This is a genomic window from Breoghania sp. JC706, assembly GCF_037026715.1.
Classification (GTDB): Bacteria; Pseudomonadota; Alphaproteobacteria; order Rhizobiales; family Stappiaceae; genus Breoghania.
This window is the reverse complement of sequence record NZ_JBANCG010000014.1, coordinates 56,053-75,579: the sequence shown is the minus strand read 5'-3', so window position 1 is coordinate 75,579 and position 19,527 is coordinate 56,053. Positions and strand designations below refer to the sequence as shown.

Annotated in this window: 22 protein-coding genes; 10 read left to right on the top strand and 12 right to left on the bottom strand. The window is 62.9% G+C overall.

Annotated features, from left to right (window positions below; translation table 11 throughout):
- Positions 1 to 13 precede the first annotated feature (13 nt).
- Genes bchM through idi form a run of 10 tightly spaced genes read left to right on the top strand, consistent with a single transcriptional unit; the run spans position 14 to position 8,268 of the window.
- Positions 14 to 733: a magnesium protoporphyrin IX methyltransferase gene (gene bchM, locus V2L18_RS22050; RefSeq protein ID WP_336180509.1), complete on the top strand. Its 720-nt coding sequence runs from the start codon at positions 14 to 16 to the stop codon at positions 731 to 733.
- On the top strand, positions 730 to 2,169 hold the full coding sequence (locus V2L18_RS22045; RefSeq protein WP_336180508.1) for a BCD family MFS transporter: 1,440 nt from the start codon (positions 730 to 732) through the stop codon (positions 2,167 to 2,169). The genes bchM and V2L18_RS22045 overlap by 4 nt, the downstream gene beginning before the upstream one ends.
- A 34-nt stretch (positions 2,170 to 2,203) precedes the next feature.
- Entirely contained in the window at positions 2,204 to 3,013 is an 810-nt protein-coding gene (gene puhA, locus V2L18_RS22040) for a photosynthetic reaction center subunit H (RefSeq protein WP_336180507.1), read from the top strand.
- Entirely contained in the window at positions 3,010 to 3,684 is a 675-nt protein-coding gene (puhB, locus tag V2L18_RS22035) for a photosynthetic complex putative assembly protein PuhB (protein ID WP_336180506.1), read from the top strand. The genes puhA and puhB overlap by 4 nt, the downstream gene beginning before the upstream one ends.
- 11 nt (positions 3,685 to 3,695) lie before the next feature.
- Positions 3,696 to 4,190 (top strand): photosynthetic complex assembly protein PuhC, encoded by a 495-nt coding sequence (puhC, locus tag V2L18_RS22030; RefSeq protein WP_336180505.1) that lies wholly within the window; start codon positions 3,696 to 3,698, stop codon positions 4,188 to 4,190.
- Positions 4,187 to 4,492: a hypothetical protein gene (locus V2L18_RS22025; RefSeq protein WP_336180504.1), complete on the top strand. Its 306-nt coding sequence runs from the start codon at positions 4,187 to 4,189 to the stop codon at positions 4,490 to 4,492. Before puhC ends, V2L18_RS22025 begins: the two co-directional genes overlap by 4 nt.
- The gene (gene acsF, locus V2L18_RS22020) at positions 4,489 to 5,598 is read left to right on the top strand and encodes a magnesium-protoporphyrin IX monomethyl ester (oxidative) cyclase (protein ID WP_336180503.1); all 1,110 of its coding nucleotides are present in this window, start codon (positions 4,489 to 4,491) and stop codon (positions 5,596 to 5,598) included. The genes V2L18_RS22025 and acsF overlap by 4 nt, the downstream gene beginning before the upstream one ends.
- 10 nt (positions 5,599 to 5,608) lie before the next feature.
- Positions 5,609 to 6,463, top strand: coding sequence for a putative photosynthetic complex assembly protein PuhE (gene puhE, locus V2L18_RS22015; protein ID WP_336180502.1), 855 nt, complete (start codon positions 5,609 to 5,611; stop codon positions 6,461 to 6,463).
- A 29-nt stretch (positions 6,464 to 6,492) separates the two neighbouring features.
- Positions 6,493 to 7,710: a 5-aminolevulinate synthase gene (gene hemA, locus V2L18_RS22010; protein WP_336180501.1), complete on the top strand. Its 1,218-nt coding sequence runs from the start codon at positions 6,493 to 6,495 to the stop codon at positions 7,708 to 7,710.
- Positions 7,711 to 7,746: 36 nt separating this feature from the next.
- Positions 7,747 to 8,268, top strand: coding sequence for an isopentenyl-diphosphate delta-isomerase (idi, locus tag V2L18_RS22005; RefSeq protein ID WP_336180500.1), 522 nt, complete (start codon positions 7,747 to 7,749; stop codon positions 8,266 to 8,268).
- 135 nt (positions 8,269 to 8,403) lie between these two features.
- Here idi and pufC read toward each other — a convergent pair whose 3' ends face one another.
- The 12 genes from pufC to V2L18_RS21945 all read right to left on the bottom strand — a co-directional run bounded on the left by pufC (position 8,404) and on the right by V2L18_RS21945 (position 19,443).
- Complete coding sequence (pufC, locus tag V2L18_RS22000; protein ID WP_336180499.1) at positions 8,404 to 9,546, bottom strand: photosynthetic reaction center cytochrome PufC; 1,143 nt, start codon at positions 9,544 to 9,546, stop codon at positions 8,404 to 8,406.
- An 11-nt stretch (positions 9,547 to 9,557) separates the two neighbouring features.
- Entirely contained in the window at positions 9,558 to 10,523 is a 966-nt protein-coding gene (gene pufM, locus V2L18_RS21995) for a photosynthetic reaction center subunit M (RefSeq protein ID WP_336180498.1), read from the bottom strand.
- A gap of 12 nt (positions 10,524 to 10,535) precedes the next feature.
- Positions 10,536 to 11,381, bottom strand: a complete 846-nt coding sequence (pufL, locus tag V2L18_RS21990) for a photosynthetic reaction center subunit L (RefSeq protein ID WP_336180497.1) — start codon at positions 11,379 to 11,381, stop codon at positions 10,536 to 10,538.
- A gap of 118 nt (positions 11,382 to 11,499) precedes the next feature.
- A complete protein-coding gene (gene pufA / locus V2L18_RS21985) occupies positions 11,500 to 11,697 on the bottom strand; it encodes a light-harvesting antenna LH1, alpha subunit (RefSeq protein ID WP_336180496.1) in 198 nt (65 codons plus the stop codon).
- Between the two features lie 12 nt (positions 11,698 to 11,709).
- Positions 11,710 to 11,931, bottom strand: a complete 222-nt coding sequence (gene pufB, locus V2L18_RS21980; protein WP_336180495.1) for a light-harvesting antenna LH1, beta subunit — start codon at positions 11,929 to 11,931, stop codon at positions 11,710 to 11,712.
- A 118-nt stretch (positions 11,932 to 12,049) separates the two neighbouring features.
- A complete protein-coding gene (locus V2L18_RS21975) occupies positions 12,050 to 12,283 on the bottom strand; it encodes a hypothetical protein (protein WP_336180494.1) in 234 nt (77 codons plus the stop codon).
- Between the two features lie 44 nt (positions 12,284 to 12,327).
- The gene (gene bchZ / locus V2L18_RS21970) at positions 12,328 to 13,770 is read right to left on the bottom strand and encodes a chlorophyllide a reductase subunit Z (RefSeq protein WP_336180493.1); all 1,443 of its coding nucleotides are present in this window, start codon (positions 13,768 to 13,770) and stop codon (positions 12,328 to 12,330) included.
- On the bottom strand, positions 13,764 to 15,305 hold the full coding sequence (gene bchY / locus V2L18_RS21965) for a chlorophyllide a reductase subunit Y (protein ID WP_336180492.1): 1,542 nt from the start codon (positions 15,303 to 15,305) through the stop codon (positions 13,764 to 13,766). Before bchY ends, bchZ begins: the two co-directional genes overlap by 7 nt.
- Positions 15,306 to 15,321: 16 nt before the next feature.
- A complete protein-coding gene (locus V2L18_RS21960; protein WP_336180491.1) occupies positions 15,322 to 16,326 on the bottom strand; it encodes a chlorophyllide a reductase iron protein subunit X in 1,005 nt (334 codons plus the stop codon).
- A complete protein-coding gene (gene bchC, locus V2L18_RS21955; RefSeq protein ID WP_336180490.1) occupies positions 16,323 to 17,264 on the bottom strand; it encodes a chlorophyll synthesis pathway protein BchC in 942 nt (313 codons plus the stop codon). Before bchC ends, V2L18_RS21960 begins: the two co-directional genes overlap by 4 nt.
- 110 nt (positions 17,265 to 17,374) lie before the next feature.
- Entirely contained in the window at positions 17,375 to 18,571 is a 1,197-nt protein-coding gene (locus V2L18_RS21950) for a methyltransferase (RefSeq protein ID WP_336180489.1), read from the bottom strand.
- A 2-nt stretch (positions 18,572 to 18,573) separates the two neighbouring features.
- Positions 18,574 to 19,443 (bottom strand): polyprenyl synthetase family protein, encoded by an 870-nt coding sequence (locus V2L18_RS21945; protein WP_336180488.1) that lies wholly within the window; start codon positions 19,441 to 19,443, stop codon positions 18,574 to 18,576.
- Between the last annotated feature and the right edge of the window lie 84 nt (positions 19,444 to 19,527).

Below are 19,527 nucleotides of genomic sequence, written 5' to 3'. Positions count from 1 at the left end.
GCTGGGAGCGATCATGACACAGGCGAGCTACATCAGACGGACCGGCGAGATCGAGCATTATTTCGACCGCACGGCGCTGGAAGCCTGGAAGAGGCTCACGAGCGAACAACCGGTCGGCGGCATCCGGGCGACCGTGCGGCGAGGACGCGAGGAAATGCGCCGCACGCTTTCCGGCTGGTTGCCCCGAGATTTGACCGGATGGCGCATTCTCGACGCGGGTTGTGGCTCTGGCGTGCTATCGCTCGATCTGATGGCTCGCGGCGCCGATGTCGTGGGTATCGATCTTTCCGCGCAGATGATTTCCTTTGCTCGCGAGCGCGCCGCCGACCTGCAGGCGAAGCGCGGCGCCCCCTTTGCCGGCAGCGTCGATTTTCGCAGCGGCGACATGCTTGACCCGGCTCTGGGGGAGTTCGATGCCGTGATGGCGATGGACGTCCTGATCCACTATTCCCCGAGCGACGCCAAGCGGGTCCTTGAACAGTTTGCCGCCCGCGCCCGGAAGCGCCTTATCTTCACCCTGGCACCGAGCTCCCGAGTGCTTATGGCCATGCTGGCGATCGGTAAGGTTTTTCCGCGCGGAAACCGCGCGCCCGCGATCTATCCGACCAATTCGGTCCGTCTCGTCGGCGACGTGGTGCAGCAGCAGGGCATGACGAACTGGCAGCCGGGACGCACCCACCGGATTTCGGTCGGCTTCTATACGTCGGAAGCGGTGGAGGTGAGGCGGTCATGATCCTCAGCTCGGCAAACAGAAAGATGATCGCGCTCTGGCAGAGGGCCGGAACGCGCTTCATGCCGTTCGCGGACGCCGCCACACCGCAGGTGCCGCTGCCGCGTCTGCTGCGGCTGGCGCTTTTCCAGGTTTCGGCCGGCTGCATTCTGGTGCTTCTCACAGGGACCTTGAACCGCGTTCTCATCGTGGAGCTCGGTGTCTCGGTCGCCCTCGTCTCCGCCGTTGTCGCCATTCCCGTGCTCGCGGCACCTTTGAGGCTTTTCTTCGGGTATCGGTCCGACACCCACAAATCTGTGCTTGGCTGGCGACGCGTACCGTATATCTGGCTCGGCAGTCTGCTGCAGTTCGGCGGTCTGGCGATCATGCCGTTTGCGCTTCTCCTGCTGCAATCGCAGACACTTGGGCCGTCATGGGCGGGGGCGGCGGGGGCGAGCCTAGCGTTCCTGCTGACGGGGTTCGGTCTCCATATGGCGCAGACGGCCGGTCTTGCACTTGCCACCGACATCGTTCCTGAGGAGAAAAGGCCACGGGTCGTCGCGCTTCTTTACGTGATGTTGCTGGTCGGCATGATGGCCGCGTCCGGCTTCTACAGCATATTTCTGGTCGACTTCACGCCGAAACAACTGATCCAGGTGATCCAGGGCACGGCCGTCCTGACCATCGCGCTCAACGTCGTTGCGATGTGGAAGCAGGAAGCACGTAATCCAGGCCGGACTGCCAAGGACCGCGAACTGATCGGGTTCTTCGATGCGCTGGCCGACTATCGGCGCGAGCCGGGCACCTTGCGGCTGCTGCTCGCCGTCGCGGTCGGTTCTGCGGCTTTCTCGATGCAGGACATCCTTCTGGAACCCTATGGCGGCGAGATCCTGGGCATGAGCGTTGGTCGGACCACGCTGCTGACCGGGCTCTGGGCCGCCGGAACCATGGCCGGCTTCGCCTGGGCCGCCCACGATCTCAATCACGGCGCGCATGTCTATCGCGTCGCCGCGCGCGGTCTGCTGGTCGGCATCGTCGCGTTTTCAAGCGTCATCTTCGCCTATCCCCTCGGAATAGACGGTTTGTTCTATGCGGGGGCGGCTGGGGTTGGCCTTGGCGGCGGGCTCTTCGCGGTCGGAACCATGCTGGCGGCCATGAGTGTTTCCGCACGCTCAGACAGTGGCATCCTGGTGGGCGCCTGGAGCGCCGTTCAGGCCACTGCCATCGGTGTCAGCCTGCTCCTCGGAGCATTGATCAAGAACACCGTCAACATGCTGGCGCTCGACCACGTGCTCGGCGCCGCCATGGATACTGCTGCGAGTGGCTACCTCGTCGTCTATCACATCGAAATTGGGCTTTTGTTCATCTGCCTGGCGGTGCTTGGCCCGCTGGCCGGGCATCGCTACCGGCAGCAACGCGGCAGCGACATTCGATTTGGGCTGGCCGAGATGCCCGGCTGAGCCGGGCCGGAGCGCTCAGGAGGAGGAGTGACCCATGACCGGGACAATCGTCGGCAGCATAGATGTCGCCCAGGTGGTGCTTTATGCGTTCTGGATATTTTTCGCAGGCCTCATCTGGTATCTGCGCACAGAGGATCGTCGCGAGGGTTATCCGCTGGAAGCGGATGTTTCGGGCGCCTACAACAAGAGCCCGTGGCTCTTCGTGCCGCCTGCCAAGACCTTCTTGCTGCCTCACGGGCAAGGTGCCGTTCAGGCACCGAACTTCAGACGCGACCCGCCTCCGGCGAATGCCGAGCGGATCTCCCGGGCCTCCGGATATCCGCTTGAGCCGGTCGGCGATCCGATGCTGGCGGGCGTCGGGCCGGGCTCCTGGGCAATGCGGCAGGACGTTCCCGATCTTACTGCCCACGGCGAGGCCCGTATCGTGCCGATGCGCATGGCGACCGGCTTCGAGATCGCGGCGGGCGAGATCGACCCGCGCGGTCTCGCCGTCGTCGGATGCGACCGCCTCGTGGCCGGCACTGTCCGGGATGTGTGGGTCGATCGGTCTGAACATCTGATCCGGTACTACGAGGTCGATGTGGAAGGCCAGGCAACAACCGATCCGGACGCCGAAGAGGACGGTTTCGGGGTGCTGCTGCCGAACAATTTCGTGGTCATCAAGCGCGGTCGCGCACGGGCGCCTTATCTCTACGTGCATGCGATCACGTCGGAGCAATTCGCCCTCGTGCCGGCCAGGGCCGCAGCGCGGACCGTAACGCGGCTGGAGGAGGATCGGATCGCCGCGTATTACGGCAGCGGTCTGCTCTATGCCCTGCGCAACCGCCGGGAGGCCCTGCTGTGAAACAGTTTGTTGCGCGCGAACACGAAATAGAGCCCGTGCCTGGCCTTCCCGGCCTTCTGCCGGAAGGCGAGGAAATGCTCTGGCAGGGGCGTCCGTCCGCAAGGCTCGTGGCGCGCCATGTTCTCAAGAACCGCTGGATTGCCGGTTACTTCGTCGTGTTGGGCGTCTGGGCTCTTATCGGGGGGCTCTATGACGGCAGACCCCTGGCGGGAATCGTCTTTTCCGTTGCCGTGCTGACGGCGCTTGCCGCCGTTGTTCTCGGCTTGCTGGAGCTCTTCGCCTTCGCGGTGGAAAAGACCACGCTCTACACGATCACGTCGCGCCGGGTTGTGCTGCGCTTCGGCGTTGCCTTCTCCATGACGCTCAATCTGCCCTTTACGCAGGTCAATGCCGTTTCGATTGGCAAACTCGGCGGGAAGGCGGGCTCTATCGCCATCCAGCTTCTTCCGGGGCATCGCATGTCCTGGCTGGTGCAGTGGCCGCACGTCCGGGCATGGCGATTGGCCGAGCCCGAACCGGGCCAGATCTGTCTGGCGGATGCCTCGGCCGTGGCGGACATCCTGGTGCTTGCGATCACGCAACATGCCGCACTCGCCTCCGGCCATGCGTCTCTAACGCAAAAGGCAGCGCCGCAGCGCAGGCTGCCGCCGGCGATCGCGGCCGCAGAGTAGGGAGGGAACTGATGGCCTCGGCATCTCATCTCGGCTACCTGGCGCCTGCCGCGGGAAAGGGGGCCAATGCGTTTCCCAAACGCATCCTGTTCTCCGCTGCCGCGCTGCTTCTTTTCGCCGTCGGCGCCGTGGTTTTTGGTCAGATTACCGGCATTGGGGTGCTCAAATACCGCACCGGCGCGCCGATTGCCATGCGCGACATCACCATCGAGCGCGGGCAAAACGACCGCGTGGTCGTCACCGATGCCGTAAGCGGCATCGAGATCGCTGCCTACGAGACGCAGACGGGCGGCTTCGTGCGCGGCTCGCTGCGCGCGTTCGAGCGCATGCGGATGGTGGCGAACGTGGCGGAGGCGACGCCATACCGGCTGATCAAATGGGAAAACGGCGCCGTGAGCCTGTCGGACACGGCGACGGGAGAACGCATCTATCTGGAAGCTTTCGGCAAGGACAACGCCGCGGCCTTCGCGGCACTGCTCGGCGCCCAGGGAGGGAAAGGCCGATGATATCCATCTTCGACATTATGCGGCGCAGGGAAACGGTCGACTGCACCGTGGAGATCAACAACACGTTCGACCAGTTGGGCGCCCATGTCCGCTTCGACAACGGGGTCGTCGTCCATCCCGGCGACGAAGTCCTGGTCCATGGCGCTCCCGTCTCAATTCCCTATGGCGAGTGCCGTAGCTTCCGCCGCGAGGCGACGATCCGGCGCGCGGGCTTCATCGAACGCGCCTGGACGCGAGCGACCGGCGATTTCGAGATGATGGAATTATGTGAATTCAGCTTCACGGAAAGGGCGCTGTCATGAACAAGCTCGTCTCGAATTCAGACCTGGCCGAGCACGAAGCGAGCGTCGAGAGCCGCAGGGATACGCTCAACGATACGACGCGCAGCGCGTTGGTTTCGACAATGCTGACCCCCCGGTTCTATACGACCGATTTCGACGAAATGGACAGGATCGACGTGGAACCCGTGCGCGGTGAATGGGATGCGCTGATCGCGCAGATGCGCAGCGATCCGAACAAAAACCACTTCAAGCGAAACGAGAATTGGGACGCGATCGATCTGGAGGCCCTTCCTGCCGATCTGCGAGAGGAGCTCATCGATTTTCTCGTCTCCTCGCTGACCTCCGAATTTTCGGGCTGCGTTCTCTACAAGGAGATGAAGCGGCGCGGCAAAAACAAGGAAATCTGCGAGCTTTTCGGCTACATGAGCCGCGATGAATCCCGGCACGCGGGGTTCATCAATGATGCGTTGAAGGACTTCGGCATCGGCGTGAATATGGGCTTTCTCGCCAAGGCGAAGAAATACACCTACTTCAAGCCCAAGTTCATCTACTACGCGACCTATCTGTCGGAGAAGATCGGCTACGCCCGTTACATCACGATCTTCCGCCATCTGGAGAAGCATCCCGAGCACCGGTTCCATCCGATCTTTCTTTGGTTCCGCCAGTGGTGCAACGACGAGTTCACCCACGGCGAGGCGTTCTCGTTGATCATCCGGTCCGACCGGCGCCTGCTGGAAGGGCGCAACAAGCTGTGGATCAAGTTCTTCCTGCTCGCCGTCTTCGCGACGATGTATGTGCGTGACCACATGCGCCCGGCGTTCCATAAGGCGATGGGTGTCGATATCGACGACTACGACATGAAGGTCTTTAGGCTGACCTCCGAAATTTCCCGTCAGTGCTTCCCTCTGGTCCTGGATCTGGACAACCCGTTGCTGGTCGAGGGCTTCCGGCGGATGGAGCGGATCAATCGCAAGCTGCGGGCGGCGACAGCCAGAGGCGGCATCGCCGGGCGCGTCGCAAGGCTCGGCTGGGGGGCGGCCGCAGGCCTGAATTTCCTGAGGATGTACATGATCCCCTCGAGAAAGAACACGCTGCCCGACACCTCTCGTCTGCAACCGGTCTGGTAGGGCTGAAACCATGACCCTCGCGAGCCCGTTCATTGCGGTCCTGATAGCCATCGGTGTTTGGTGGCTGGCGACCGGGCTCGTGCTCGCCCTGGTTCATTGGTCGACGAGGCGAGGCCTTGGCGCATGGCAGTTGCTTCCGGCGGTTACCGTTGTCGGTGTCCTCGGTTTCCTGCTGATGCTCTATGGCAGCGGTGAGAAGACGCCGCTTGGATCCTATGCGGGTTTTTTAGGGGCGCTGCTTGTATGGACCTGGCACGAAACCACCTTTCTGACCGGCATGGTCACAGGTCGGCGCAAGGAGGAATGCCCGCCGGGTTTGACCGGACTTGCCCGCTTCATGGCCGCATGGAAGGCTGTCTGTGACCATGAAATCGCGCTGCTGTTCACCGGCGTTATTCTGTGGTTGACGCTCAGCGGCAGCGACAATCTTTTTGCCCTCGCGACCTTCGGCCTCCTCTGGGGCATGCGTATCTCGGCAAAGGTGCTGATTTTCCTAGGCGCGCGGCACTCGATCAGCGGACTGATGCCGCCGGCGATCCTGCATCTCAGAACCTATTTCAACACCGGCCAGACAACGCCGCTTTTTCCATTGCTGCTCGCGGTGGCGGTGGGGCTGTTCGCCGTGCTGATCGCAGGGGCGTTGCGGGCACAGCACGACTATGCGCTCGTGGGCCATATCCTCCTGGCGGCCTTCATGGCGCTCGCAATCGTCGAACATCTCATTCTTGTGCTGCCGGTCTCCGATACCGCCCTTTGGCGCTGGGCGGTTCCCGGACGCAGGTCGCCGATCGGCGGGCCCAAGAGAATTCAACCAAAGCTAGCACCGGTGACCGCCGGCGCGGACCGACAGGCCGAAAAGTCCTGACGGCACCTGAGAAGCAAGGGGAACCCAAGATGAACATTCTCGACCATATGGAAGCCGCACTCTCGGGTCTCAGGTCTGACGGCAACTACCGCGTCTTTGCCGAGCTTGAACGCCAGTGTCGCGAGTTCCCGAAAGCGACCTTCTTCGACGAGACGGGCGATACCAGGGAGGTGACGGTCTGGTGTTCGAACGACTATCTCGGAATGGGCCAGAACCCGATCGTGACCGGACGGATGAAGGAAATCATCGACAAGTGCGGCGCCGGGGCAGGGGGAACTCGAAACATCTCCGGCACCAATCATTACCATGTGTTGCTGGAACGAGAACTCGCCGACCTCCATGCCAAGGAGGCCGCACTCATCTTCACCTCCGGTTACGTCTCCAACTGGGCGGCGCTGGGAACGCTCTTGTCCCGCATCCCCGGCATCATCGTCTATTCCGATGCGCTCAATCATGCCTCGATGATCGAAGGCATCCGCCATGCACGCTGCGAGAAGCGTCTCTTCCGGCACAACGACCCGGCTCATTTGCGCGAACTTCTGGCAGCCGATGACCCGAATGCGCCCAAGCTCGTGGCCTTCGAGAGCGTCTACTCGATGGATGGCGATATCGCGCCCATTGCGGAAATCTGCGACGCCGCCGATGCGTTCGGCGCGATGACATATCTCGACGAGGTCCATGCGGTGGGGATGTACGGCCCGCGCGGCGGCGGTGTCGCCGAACGCGAGGGGCTGATGGACCGGCTGACGGTAATCGAGGGAACGCTCGGCAAGGCCTTCGGGGTGATGGGCGGCTATGTAACCGGACCGGCCGTTCTGGTCGATTTCATTCGATCCTTCGCCTCCGGCTTCATTTTCACGACCGCGCTGCCGCCCGCCCTTGCCGCCGGCGCCACGGCATCCATCCGATATCTCAAGCAGAGCTCGGTCGAGCGTCAGGCCCATCAGGCGAACGTTGCCAAGGTCCGGTCCGCTCTCGACGCGCGCGGTATTCCGCATATGCGAAACCCGAGCCATATCGTGCCTGTGATGGTGGGCAATGCGTCCAAATGCAAGTGGATCTCGGACGTGTTGCTGCGCGATTTCGGCATCTACGTGCAGCCGATCAACTATCCGACTGTTCCGGTCGGAACCGAGAGGTTGCGCATCACGCCGACCCCGGCGCATTCCGATGCCGACATCCGGCATCTTGCGCAAGCATTGTGCGCCATGTGGTCACAATGTGCCCTCGCCCGGGCCGTGGCCTGACCTTACGTGCCCGATCTAAGCCGGACCAGCTCCGACGTGAACAAGACCATTATCATCCCGGCAATAGCCGACGACGGCAGTCTCTACCCGGTGGAGAAGATGGCGGCGCATGTCCAAGGCGTGCTGCATCTCGCGATCTCGGTCTTTGTCTTCGATGGCGACCGGCTCCTCATCCAGAAGCGGGCGGCAGTGAAATATCATTGCGCCGGGCAATGGGCGAATACGTGCTGTAGTCATCCGCATTGGAACGAGACCCTGGAAGACTGCGCCAGCCGCCGGCTGCAAGAGGAGCTCGGCTTTTCCGTTCCGCTCATCCGTCGTCAGACGGTCGAGTATGCGGCAAGCGTCGGCGAAGGGCTCAGCGAGCATGAACGCGTCACCCTTTTCTGCGCACAGGTCGCAGCGGATTCGATAGAGATCAATCCTGACCCGAGTGAGGTGGAAGCGGTGCGCTGGATCGCACCATCGCAGTTGCGATACGAGCTCGGCGCGTGTCCCGATGCGTTCACGCCATGGTTCCGCATCTATCTGAACCGATTTCCCGAATTGAAATTCTGACGAAAAAAACGCCCAACCCATCCTGGGGGAGTGGCGGGCCTTCGGTCTTCCTTCCGGACAAAACTCCGCTGGCAGAAAAGAAAGGAGCCCGAGAGCTCCCTTCTTGTCGTTCCTGCTTGCCGTTCCTGAAGGTGTTCAGTTGGCTTGATCCGGGCCCGGGCCCGGGCCCGGGCCCGGTGCCGGGGGAGGGGGCGAGGCATCGGACGTAGCGGCGCCCATCACCTTGGTTTCTCCAGGCACGTAGGTCGAATAGTCGGGCGCGTCGGCGGGGCCCTTCTTGTCGAGGGCATCGAGATAGTCCTGCAGCATCGAGACGCCGTAGAGCGGTTTCTGCACGCCATTGTGGCAAGTGCCGCAGTTGACCTTGAAGACGTCGCCATCCGGCCCCTTGCGATTTTCGGGGAAAATCGGCGTCAGGCCCGTCAGATAGTCGTTGTTCAGCGTCCGGACCATCTTGATGCCGTGCCAGGCTGTAACGCGCTGGGGAGGGCTCTGGTCCCAACTGTTGAAGGCGCGGGAATTGTGGCAGGTGACACAGTTGACGCCGAGCGATTCCGACATGTGCACCATCAAGGAAAAGGTTCGTTCGGTCTCCTTCACACCCGCCGAATTGGTACCGGCGGCAAGCGCGGAAAGCGAGTGAACGCGAATGGGCTCGTCGCCGAGAAGATAATCGGTGAGGGCGGCCTTGGGCAGCGACGACTTGCCGGCGGCGTCATTGACGCCGTTCATTCCGGCCTGGCTGAACAAGTTGGCAGGTGGCGGCTCCATCATCCAGTGATTTTCGGGAATGTTCTTGCCACGATGGCAGGTGTAGCAGGTTACTCCGGTCTGGCCGACATGGGCGTCCCAGTCGACATTGATCGCCTGGTTCATCTGGATCATGCGCCGAGCAACGACCTTCCTGTAATTCTCGTCAGAGGCGAGGTTTTCCAGGTTGTGGCAATATTCGCAGCCCTGTTCCGGGGCGACCCATTCGGTGATCGACGCCATGAACTGGTTGAGCTGGTCGTCGGAGAGGTTGCCGAGAACCTGGAGATTCTCATAGATGGTTCCAGCCCGGTCGCCGCTGGGGTCTGCCTCCCAGGGCGCCGGGGGGGCGACGTTGGCGGCCTTCAGGGCCGCTTGCCTCTCCACGCTCTTTTCCAGGTACATGCCACTTCCACGGTAGCCGATCTGGGTGGACTCCACCGGCGGGGCATCCCAGCCGGCGGTGAAGAAACTGGCGACGAGAAGAAGCGATCCGGCCGAGGCGGCAAAAGGTACCCAGAGTTGCATGGTTCTTCTCCCTATTGCGCTGCCGGGTCGACGACGCCCGGAAAGACGTGCGGCGCCGGGGGGACGATGCCGTGCTCGATGCCCCACAGGTACCAGTTGTCGACGACGGTGCCGGTCAGAAGGATGCCGATCCCGCCGGTGAGCGGTGTGAGGATGGCGAACCACCAGGCCCAGCGGTGAACGGATTCCATGGTGGCGTTGAAGCCCATCGTCCAGCGCCAGAAGAGAGCCGCGCGCTCGGACGCCGTTCCCCGGTCGGTGATCTGCTCCAGCTCGCGCTCGCCGCCATATTTGCCGACGGCCAGAATGGTGGCTCCGTGCATGGCGAAGAGCAGCACCGATCCGTACAGGAAGACGATCGAGAGGCAGTGGAAGGGGTTGTAGTAGAGATTGCCGTAACGGATCGAAAATGCCGCGGTCCAGTCGAGATGCGGGAAGATGCCGAAGGGCACGGCTTCGGAGAAATTGCCCATCAGCAGCGGCCGGATGAAGCCGAGCGAGAGAAACAGGAAGATCGCCGAGGCGAATGCCCATGCCACGTGTGTACCGAGTTCCAGCTGCCGTGCGCGGCGGTAGACCCGGACCCACCACAGCAAGACCGATAGCGTCAGGAAAAAGCCGGCAATCAGCCACCAGCCTCCCTCGCCGAGCGGCGGCAGGACCTTCAGGCCATACTGCGCGGACGGCGGTTCGAGGCTCAGCCAGAAGAGCTGGCGCACGAACTGGATCGGATTCCAGTCGACAGAAGCCAGCATATTGAGACCGATGATCTCGAAGGCGATGAAACCGAAAACGAGGGACAGGGTGCCGAGAAAACCGAGATAGATCGGTCCGATCTGGGCGTTGCCGATCCATCCGAGAAGCCGTGAGACGCGGGGACTTCCAACGCGCTCGCTGTCGCCTCGCGGCAGGTCGATGCCGTCATCGACGGGGCCGTGGATCTGAATGACGGTAAGGATGTTCTGATATTGTGTCATGGCTGGGGCCCCTCAGTTCCAGATCGGCAGCTCGAGCCACCAGTTCCACCACTGCGGCCAGCCCTGGTTCCAGAACGGTCCGCTGATGACGATGCAGACCGCGCTCCAGAAACCTGCGTTGAGCGCCAGGATCAGGCCGAGGCGGTGGATACCCAGCGTGCCGATCGAATAACCGATGATGTCGCGGAAGAATGTGTCTTCGTATTCGGGGGTCTTCACCTCGGCCCGCCTGCCGTCGCCTTCACGAGCGGCGCCCGGATTGGCTGCCGACAGGATCAACCCGCCATGAAGCGCCAGCGCGAGGCATGTCGTGAAGAAGAACGACACCGCAATCATGTGCGCCGGATTGTAATGGAAATGCAGGTACTGGTAGCCGACGTTGGAAACCCAATCGAGGTGACTGAAGATCCCATAAGGGAAGCCATGTCCCCACGCTCCCAGCAGCAGCGGGCGGACCACCACCAGCGTGACGTAGGCCAGGATCGCGAAGGAAAAGGCGAACGGCACGTGATAGCCGATGCCGAGTTTCCGGCAGATCTCCACCTCGCGCAGCGCCCATGAGCAGAAGGCCCCGATCGCGCAGACCGTGATGATCTGCCATAGGCCGCCTTCCTTCAGTGGAGCCAGCGCGAGGCCGTAGGAAAGGTCGGGCGGCGCGATCGAAATCTGCCAGATATTCCAGGTGGGTCCGAGGGCCGCGCCGTAGACGATCAGTGCCGTCCCGAGGCTTGCGAAAAACGCCGTCGTGACACCAAAAAAACCTACGTAGAACGGACCGACCCAAAAATCGAAGAGGTCGCCGCCGATCAGCGTCCCGCCACGCACACGATATTTGCGTTCAAAACTCAGCAGCGCCATAGTCTCCTCCCCAAGGGGCTCGCCCCTGTCGTGCAACACGATTGCCCGTGTATGACGATTGTTCGTGTACGGCGGCGGCCAGGACCGCGTAAGCGGCCGCGCCCGCCGCCTTTTCGTTTCAGCCGATCAGCCTCAGATCCCAGCCCACCGGAACGGACAGCTCGATCGCCCCGGTCTTGAGGGGTTTGCCCTCAAGCCAGTTGAAGCGGTCCGTGCTCAGCAGGATGAAGTGGATCAGGAGAGCGAGCGTGAACAGGAAGACCGACAGGGCAACGAGCGCCCTGCGCGGATCGAACATGAGCCAGATTCTCCACATGTTGCGATCCCCCTATGCAAGCATCGGCAGAAGCGCCTGAGCCGTCTGGTTGATGCCTTCAAGAGAGGCATAGCCATCCGGACCAGGGATCCAGGGACGCCACAGCCAGACCAGGATATGCGCGACGATCGCGATCGCCGTGAATATCAGGAAGCCTTGGATGAAGAATCCGTGGACCTCTTGCGCTTCGCTTTCGGTCAGACCCGAAAGTGAGACATTTGATGGTTCCGCCATCAAATCCACCTCCTAGTCTCGAACGCCGCGGGGCCCCCGCGGCCAGGTTCCAGTGAAGCCGGATGAACAGTCCCACTGGGCTCTTGCCGACGTCGAGAACACCGGCAAAGGCTTGGGATCACACGCTGAACGCGTAACCCAACAGGGCGTATGCCGATGCTCTCGCCTCGGCGAAAACGGACCCCTCTATCGTCCCGTCGCGGGGGGCGAGGAGCTTGCCGAGCCGGGTCACGGTGACGACGGCGAGGCAGAGCGGATAGACCACGAAGAAGAGCCGCCTCATCATCAGGCGCTCGGATGCCCGCTCACGATGGCGGCGGGTGAACTCTTCAGGACTTGCGATAGAGACCATTTCTCAACCTCCTCTCGATCTCGCAGGCGCCATGGTTCCAGATCTCAGGCTGGTACGGGCGGGCGTGCCGATGCCCGCTCGACATGTTCCAAGACGACGTGCGACGCATTTCCTCGCCGGGCTTCCCGTTCGGCCGCCTCCCGCAGCCGCTTGGCCGCCGAAATGCGGACGAGCACCGGTTCCCGATTGATCAGATCCTCAAGCGCGGACTGTGCCTGGGCGTCCCAGGTCATGTCCGGGGCGCGCGCGCTCGTCGGCTCGATCGCGTCAAGCTCGCCGGCGCGCGGCAGGATGTGAAACAGCATGTCGAACAGGGCGTTGCAGATTTCCTGGATCAGCCAGCAGGCGCCGGAATAGCCCATCACGGGGGTGCCGGTGTGCCGGCGCACGATCGCGCCCGGGTAGGAGAGCTGGATGAAACTGCCTCGGCTCCCCGCCTCGGCCATATACATCCGCTCGTTGAAAGAACCGAACAGAACCATGGGCTTTCGCGCCGCGACGAGGTCTGCGATTGCGCCGTTGTCCGTCTTTGCGCCCGCCTTGCGCGGAACCGCGAAGGCACAGGGCAGCCCCATTTCGTCTTCCAGGAACGTGCGGACGCCGCGCACGTAGGTCTCGTTGGCGACGATCGCGAAATTGGCGGTGGCGAAGAAGTCCTGGGTCACCGACCGCCAAAGGTCCCAAAGAGGCTTCAGGGTGGTGTGCTTCTCCTTGGCGATAAACGGCTCGGGATCCAGCCCCAGAATTTCGCCAAGGGTGCGCAGAAAGGCGGTCGTGGAGTGGAGGCCGATCGGCGCCTGGAGGTAGGGCCGGTCCAGCGTCTCGCACAAGAGCCTGCCGAACTCTCGATAAAGGCAAACATTGCATTCGGCATCGGCCAGTTTGCGCACGTCCTCGACATGGCTGCCGAGCGGGAAGGTCATGTTGACCTCCGCCCCCAACCCTTCCACCAGACGCCGGATCTCGGCGAGGTCGGAGGGCATGTTGTAGGTGCCGTAGATCGGGCCGATGATGTTGACCTTCGGCTTCGCGCCCTCCTTGCGGGCGCGCGGCTTCGGCGGGGTCTTGGGGCCGAACTCGGTCCACAGCCATTTGAGGGCGCGATCGGCGCTCTGCCACTGGTCCTCGTCGATGGTGCGCGGCAGAAAACGCTTGAGATTGGAACCTTCCGGCGTCACGCCGCCGCCGATCATCTCGGCGATCGAGCCGGTTACCACCACCGCAGGCAGCTCCGGGTCGAGCGCCGCGCGCGCGCGCTTCATCGCGTTCTCGGTGCCGTGCTGACCCAGCTCGTCCTCCGACAGCCCGCTTACGACGATCGGCAGTTCATGCGGCGGCAGCGCATCGGTGTAGTGCAGAACCGAGGTTACCGGCAGGTTCTCGCAGCCGACAGGTCCGTCGATGACGACTTGCAGGCCCTTGATGGCGGTGAAGGCATAGACCGAGCCCCAATAGCCGCCGGCGCGGTCGTGGTCGAGGATCAGCATCCGACGCTCTCCCCGTTGTCGACCGCGTTTTGCGATTTCTGGGTCTTCCTGGCGTATTTCGCCCGGTAGCCGCTCTTGTCCTCCGGCACGTCCTGCCAGATGCCGGCCGTGTCGCAGTGGCCGACGCCCTTGAAGAAATCCTGCATCTGCAGGAAGCGGTCCTTGCTGGCAATCGCCGTCGAGACAACACCCGGCAGCGAGGCGACGCCTGCCGGCCCCATCAGGGGGCGGGCGGAAATCAGGTTGGTGAAATAGAGCGCCGGCGTCGCGCTTTCCTTGGCCTTTTGCACGACGGGGGTGGTGCCGATGGCGAGATCGGGCTGAAATTCCTCGAAGGCGGCCAGATCCTGTTCCAGCGAGGTGCGGAAGCGCACCTCGACGCCGTGGTCTGCAAGCCACTCGGCATCGGCCTGGCTGAAGGGTGTCTTTGGGCAGGCGGTGCCGACATAGCGCAGGTCCGCGCCGAGTTCGACCAGAAGTCGGCCGACCAGCAGTTCCGAACCCTCGTAGCCCGACAAGGTGATGCGACCTTTGACGCTGTTCTGGGCCAGCGCCGCGCGAATGGCGCCGAACATGGCATTGCGGCTCGCATCTATCTTCCTTGGCGAGACGCCGCACGCCTCGCCGATGGCAAGCAGCCACGCATCCGTGCCCTCCAGCCCTATCGGAGCGGAGCCCACGACAGTGCGTCCGGCCGCTTTGAACTCCCGGAACGCCGCCGTATAGAAGGGATGAATAGCGGCCACCGCCGCGCAATCGAGCGCGGAATAGAGTTCGCGCCATTCGCGAACCGGGACGGTCGGCCCCGCCGCCAGTCCCATCGGCGCGAGCATGCCGCCGATGACCACCGGATCGGCCGGGAACATCTCGCCCACGAGACTGACGGTCGGCGTGCCCTTCAGCCCGTCGCGCGGCGGCAGGACGGGGCCTTCCATCGCTTCCTGGCGCGCGTAGGCGAGCATGGCGCCGGAGAGGACATCCTTGGCTTCCGCATGGGTCGGAACGCCGAAGCCAGGCACGTCGATGCCCACGATACGCACGCCGTCAATCTGGCGGGGCAGCATCTTCAGCGGGATGCCCGAGGCGGTGGGAACACAGAGGTTCGTCACCACGACGGCGTCGAACTTCTCCGGATCGGCCATCGTGTGCACGGCCTCTACGATGTCTTCGTAGAGTTTCCCGGTCACGAGGGTCTCGGAATTGAACGGTACGTAGCCGACCGAGCGCTTGGCGCCGTAAAAGTGGGAGGTGAAGGTCAACCCGTAGACGCAGCAAGCGGACCCCGAAAGGATCGTCGCCACCCGGCGCATGCGCAGCCCGACGCGGAGCGAGCCGAAGGCGGGGCACATGGATTGCGGCTGGTCGTGCGGTCCTTTCGGATAGTCGGCCTCGTAGCGGTCGATCAGGGCGTCGTTGCCGGCAGCCCGGGCCGCGGCCCTGGAACGTTCTGCTCCACCGTGGCAGCCGCTGTCGGCAGCGGACGCGACGTCGCCTGCGATGGCCTCAAGCTCAAGCTCCGTGGGGTGCGTATCCATGTCCAGGTCCGGTCGGTTAAACGGTGTCATAGATGACTTCGAGAGACGGAGCGTTCAGCGCGCCGGCTGCACACATGTCTTCAGGCAATGCGGGCTGAAGCCGGAAATCGGCCCCTGTTTCGCTGGAATCGAAAAGGGCAAGCAGACCGTCCTGATCGAGAGGGTTGGGAAGGACCGGCGGTGCCGACGCGAGATTGGCGGCAAGCGAGGCGAAGAGAGGCCCCCAGCGCCCGTCGGGATTGCCAATGATCTGGTAGTTGGCGCTCTTGCGGCGGATGTCCTCGTCCTGCGGGATCGAGGCAAGGATCGGGATCCCGACGGCGTCTGCGAAGGCTTGCGCCTCGCCGGTTCCGTCGTCCTTGTTCACGACCAGTCCCGCCACGCCGACATTGCCGCCGAGCTTGCGGAAATATTGCACTGCTGAGCAGACGTTGTTCGCCACATAGAGCGACTGCAGGTCGTTGGAGCCAACGACGACGACCTTCTGGCACATGTCGCGCGCGATCGGCAGGCCGAAGCCGCCGCAGACGACATCGCCCAGGAAATCGAGCAGCACGAAGTCGAAATCCCAGTCATGGAAACCGAGTTTTTCGAGTGTCTCGAAACCGTGGATGATGCCGCGTCCGCCGCAACCGCGTCCGACTTCCGGTCCGCCAAGCTCCATCGCGAAGACACCGTCCCGCTTGAAGCAGACATCTGAGATTGTGACTTCCGTCCCGGCCTGCTTGCAGTTGGAGGCGGTCTGGATGATCGTCGGGCATGCGCGTCCTCCGAAGAGGAGAGACGTGGTGTCGCTTTTCGGATCGCAGCCGATCAGCAGTACTTTCTTGCCGAGCTGGGCAAGCATGTAGGAGAGGTTCGCAAGCGTGAAGCTCTTGCCGATGCCACCCTTGCCGTAGATCGCAATGATCTGCGTTTCCTTGGTCACCGGACCCGTTGCCGGGGCATCCGGTTCGATCTCCGCTTCCGCGCGCAGGAAATCGCGCATCTGGTGCTGGCCGATCGGCTCGTGCAGGGTCATCCGGCAGTCCTCCAGTCGATTACCATTTTCAGACAGGCCGGGTCGCCGAAGGCGGTGCGGTAGGCGGCTTCCGCGTCGGCGGGCCGGGCGCTGTGCGTGATCAGCCCCTTCAGCGAAAGGCGGCCTGAGGCGACCAGTGCAAGCACGGCGTGAATGTCGTTGGGCTTGAATTCACTGGCGAGCGAGATGGAGATCTCGCGCATGAAGGCGGGGGCGAACGCAAAGCCGACCCGCTCTCCGTAGAACCCGGCGAGTACGAGCTCGCCACCTCTGGCCAGCCGCGCAATGGCGCCATCGATCGCCGCCGGGTTGCCACTTGCGTCGATGATGCAGGCACAAGGCGCGCCGGCGGACTCGGAAGCCGCATCAACCGCCTCATATCCGTCCGCTCCCTTCCTGCGATCTGCGGAAGTCTCCAGGACGCGCGGCGGCTTGTGACCAAGAGCGATCTGAACGCGGGCGATCAGACGGCCCAGAACACCATGTCCGATGACGAGATCCGCCGGCGCATGGGCACGTTTCACCGCATGATGGGCAGTGGCCGCGAGCGAAAGCAGGACTGCGTCCTCGGCGAGATCATCTGCGATCGGAATGGCGCGGCCGCCAGGAAGGATGATCCGTTCGGCGGTTGCGCCGAAGAGGCCTGCCGCATCTTCGAAGCAGTTCGCTCCCGGCACGAAGACGAGATCGCCGATCGCGTGCTCTGAGTCCGGTCCCGCTTCGACGACGCGGGCGACTGTCTCGTATCCCGGGACCAGCGGATAGCGCATCCCGGGAAATGGCGGCATGGAGCCATCGAACAGCATTTTCTCGGTGCCCGTGGAAATGCCGCTGAGAAGAGATTCAGCGACCACGTCCGAGCAGCCCGGCCTGGTCAACGCAAGACGTCTGACCTGCAGGGAGCCGGGCTCCTGGAAAACGACCGCTGTGGTGTACATCTCCGTGCCTCCCGCATCTGGGTTCGGCGTTTCTTGAAGTGTAATTGTAAATTGACGCAATGAAGTGTCAATTAAATTTTACACTTTTTGACACTGGACGATGCCCGGCGCTAGCGCGTGGCGAAAACGAGCGTGGCCAGGAGTGGGCTCGCGGTGGCAATTGTGTACGGGCGCCTGAAACCGGCAGATTTCAGCAAGTTTCTGATTTCGTTATCAGTTCGACATTTGCCGGAACCCATAGCGAGGAAGTAGAGGTTGAAATAGACCGCAGCGAGCCGGGCGCCTTCGGTCTTTCCCGCCATCGCCTCGGCGACCATGATCCGGGTTCCGGATTTGAGAGATCCGTGGAGGTTAGTGAGTATCGTCAGGACGCGATCGTCATCGTGGTCGCACAGCACCCGGGTCAGGCAGACGCAGTCCGCGGATGCTGGGACCGGGGCCTTCGCAAAATCTCCGCTGTGAAATTCGATCCTCTCGACGAGGCAGCTTTCGGCAAATCGCTGGCGCGCCAATTCGATGACGGGCGGCAAATCGAAGAGCTGCAGCTTGAGATCCGGATAGGCGGCGGCGGCCGTTGCCAGAAAGGTCCCGTCGCCGCCTCCGACATCGAGGATTGATTCGTAACGGCCGAAATCGTGCGCTGCGAGAATGCAGTCCGCCATCATCGCCTGGCTGCTTCGCATGAGGCCGGAATAGGCATTCGCCGTTTCTGTCTCGATGCCTGACGGGTCCGGGCAACGGGCATAGGCCCAGTAGCGCTTCAGCTCGGTATCGCGCTCGGCAGTTCCGAATAGTTCGGCGGGCCTGTCGAGGTCGCGATAGAAAAGGCAGTGGTGCTCTATCATTGCCTTCAAGCCGGCGTCGGCGGCGACCACGGTGCCCGCATCGGCTAGGGTCCAGTGGTCGCGGCCCGCATGCCTGATCAGTCCAAGGCGTTCGGCCTGCTCCAGCAGCAGCCGCATGCGCGCAGGGGCGAGATGGCAGGCCTCCGCCAGGGCGTCTGTGCTCAGGATCCCGCGACGGAGCCTGTCGAGGACGCCAAGCGTTACGCAGGCGCTCAAGATCTGGCTGAAGACGAAACCGGCGGTCAGCCGGAACAGGGCGTTCGCCTTTCGTTGCGCGAGCCAGCGCGTCCCTGGAAACCGCAGCATTTGGTTGCGAAATTTCGCGGACGCGATCAAGTCGTTGCGCCATTGGCGCAAGCGCGCCCCAAGAGATAGCGGCTTTCTGGTTTGCAATCGCGATATCGCCGGCCCCGGCTTGGCGGCCTTGGCTGGGCTGTCACCAATGTCGGCCTGGCCGTCCATCCTCAGGCCGCACTAGCGGCGAGTTTCGCCGGCATGAGGCGCTTGGCCTCCTTTTGGATCAGAGCGCGCAGCATGTCGGCGCCGTCACACTCCGGCACGCTGTCTGCCGCCTGATCGACCAGCGCCTGAAGCTGTTTCAGCGCGCCTCCCAAGCCCAGTTCAGCCACCAGATTGGGTCTGCCATTCAGCGCGTCCTGACCGGCAGGCTTGCCCATGCTGCCGGTTTCGTCCATGGCGTCGTAAAGGTCGTCGGCGACCTGATAGGCGGCACCGAGGGCGTCTGCCAGAGCATACCAGTCGAGCGGATTGCCCTGGGAGGAAAGCGCGCCGGTGGATACGGCACCGGTGAAGAGCGATGCTGTCTTGGCGCGATGATATGCGGCGATGTCGATCTTCGGCTCGCTTTCCCAGGCCTGACCCGCAACCAGCCCATATGGCGCGCCGACCGCGTTGGCGACGGTGGAGATGATGCGGGCCGTCAGATGCGGTGCGTGCAGGGTCTCCCGGGCAATTGTCTCGAACGCCGCGACGATCAGGCCATCTCCGACGAGAACAGCGATCTCTCCGCCAAATTCGACGTGGACGGATGGAATGCCGCGACGGGTGGCAGCATTGTCGAAGCACGGCAGGTCGTCGTGCACCAGGGAAGCGCAATGCAGCAGTTCGATTGCCGTTGCGGAGGCGGTCGCGACCCTTGGGTCACGGTCGCCGCAGGCCAAGGCAACGGCGAGGCACAGCCTGGGGCGGACGCGGGCTCCCCCTGGAAAGACCGCATAACGCAGCGCGGCTGCCAGTTTCTGCGGGCAACCGTTTGCGGTGGCATATCGGATGGCAGTCTGCATCCCGGTTTCGATGCGTTCCGACAGGTCCATGGGGCCGCTCCCTCATTTGGCGTGAATGTCTAATTGTATTGACGATAAACTGTCAATATAAAGTGACACATCGGGAATGAAAGT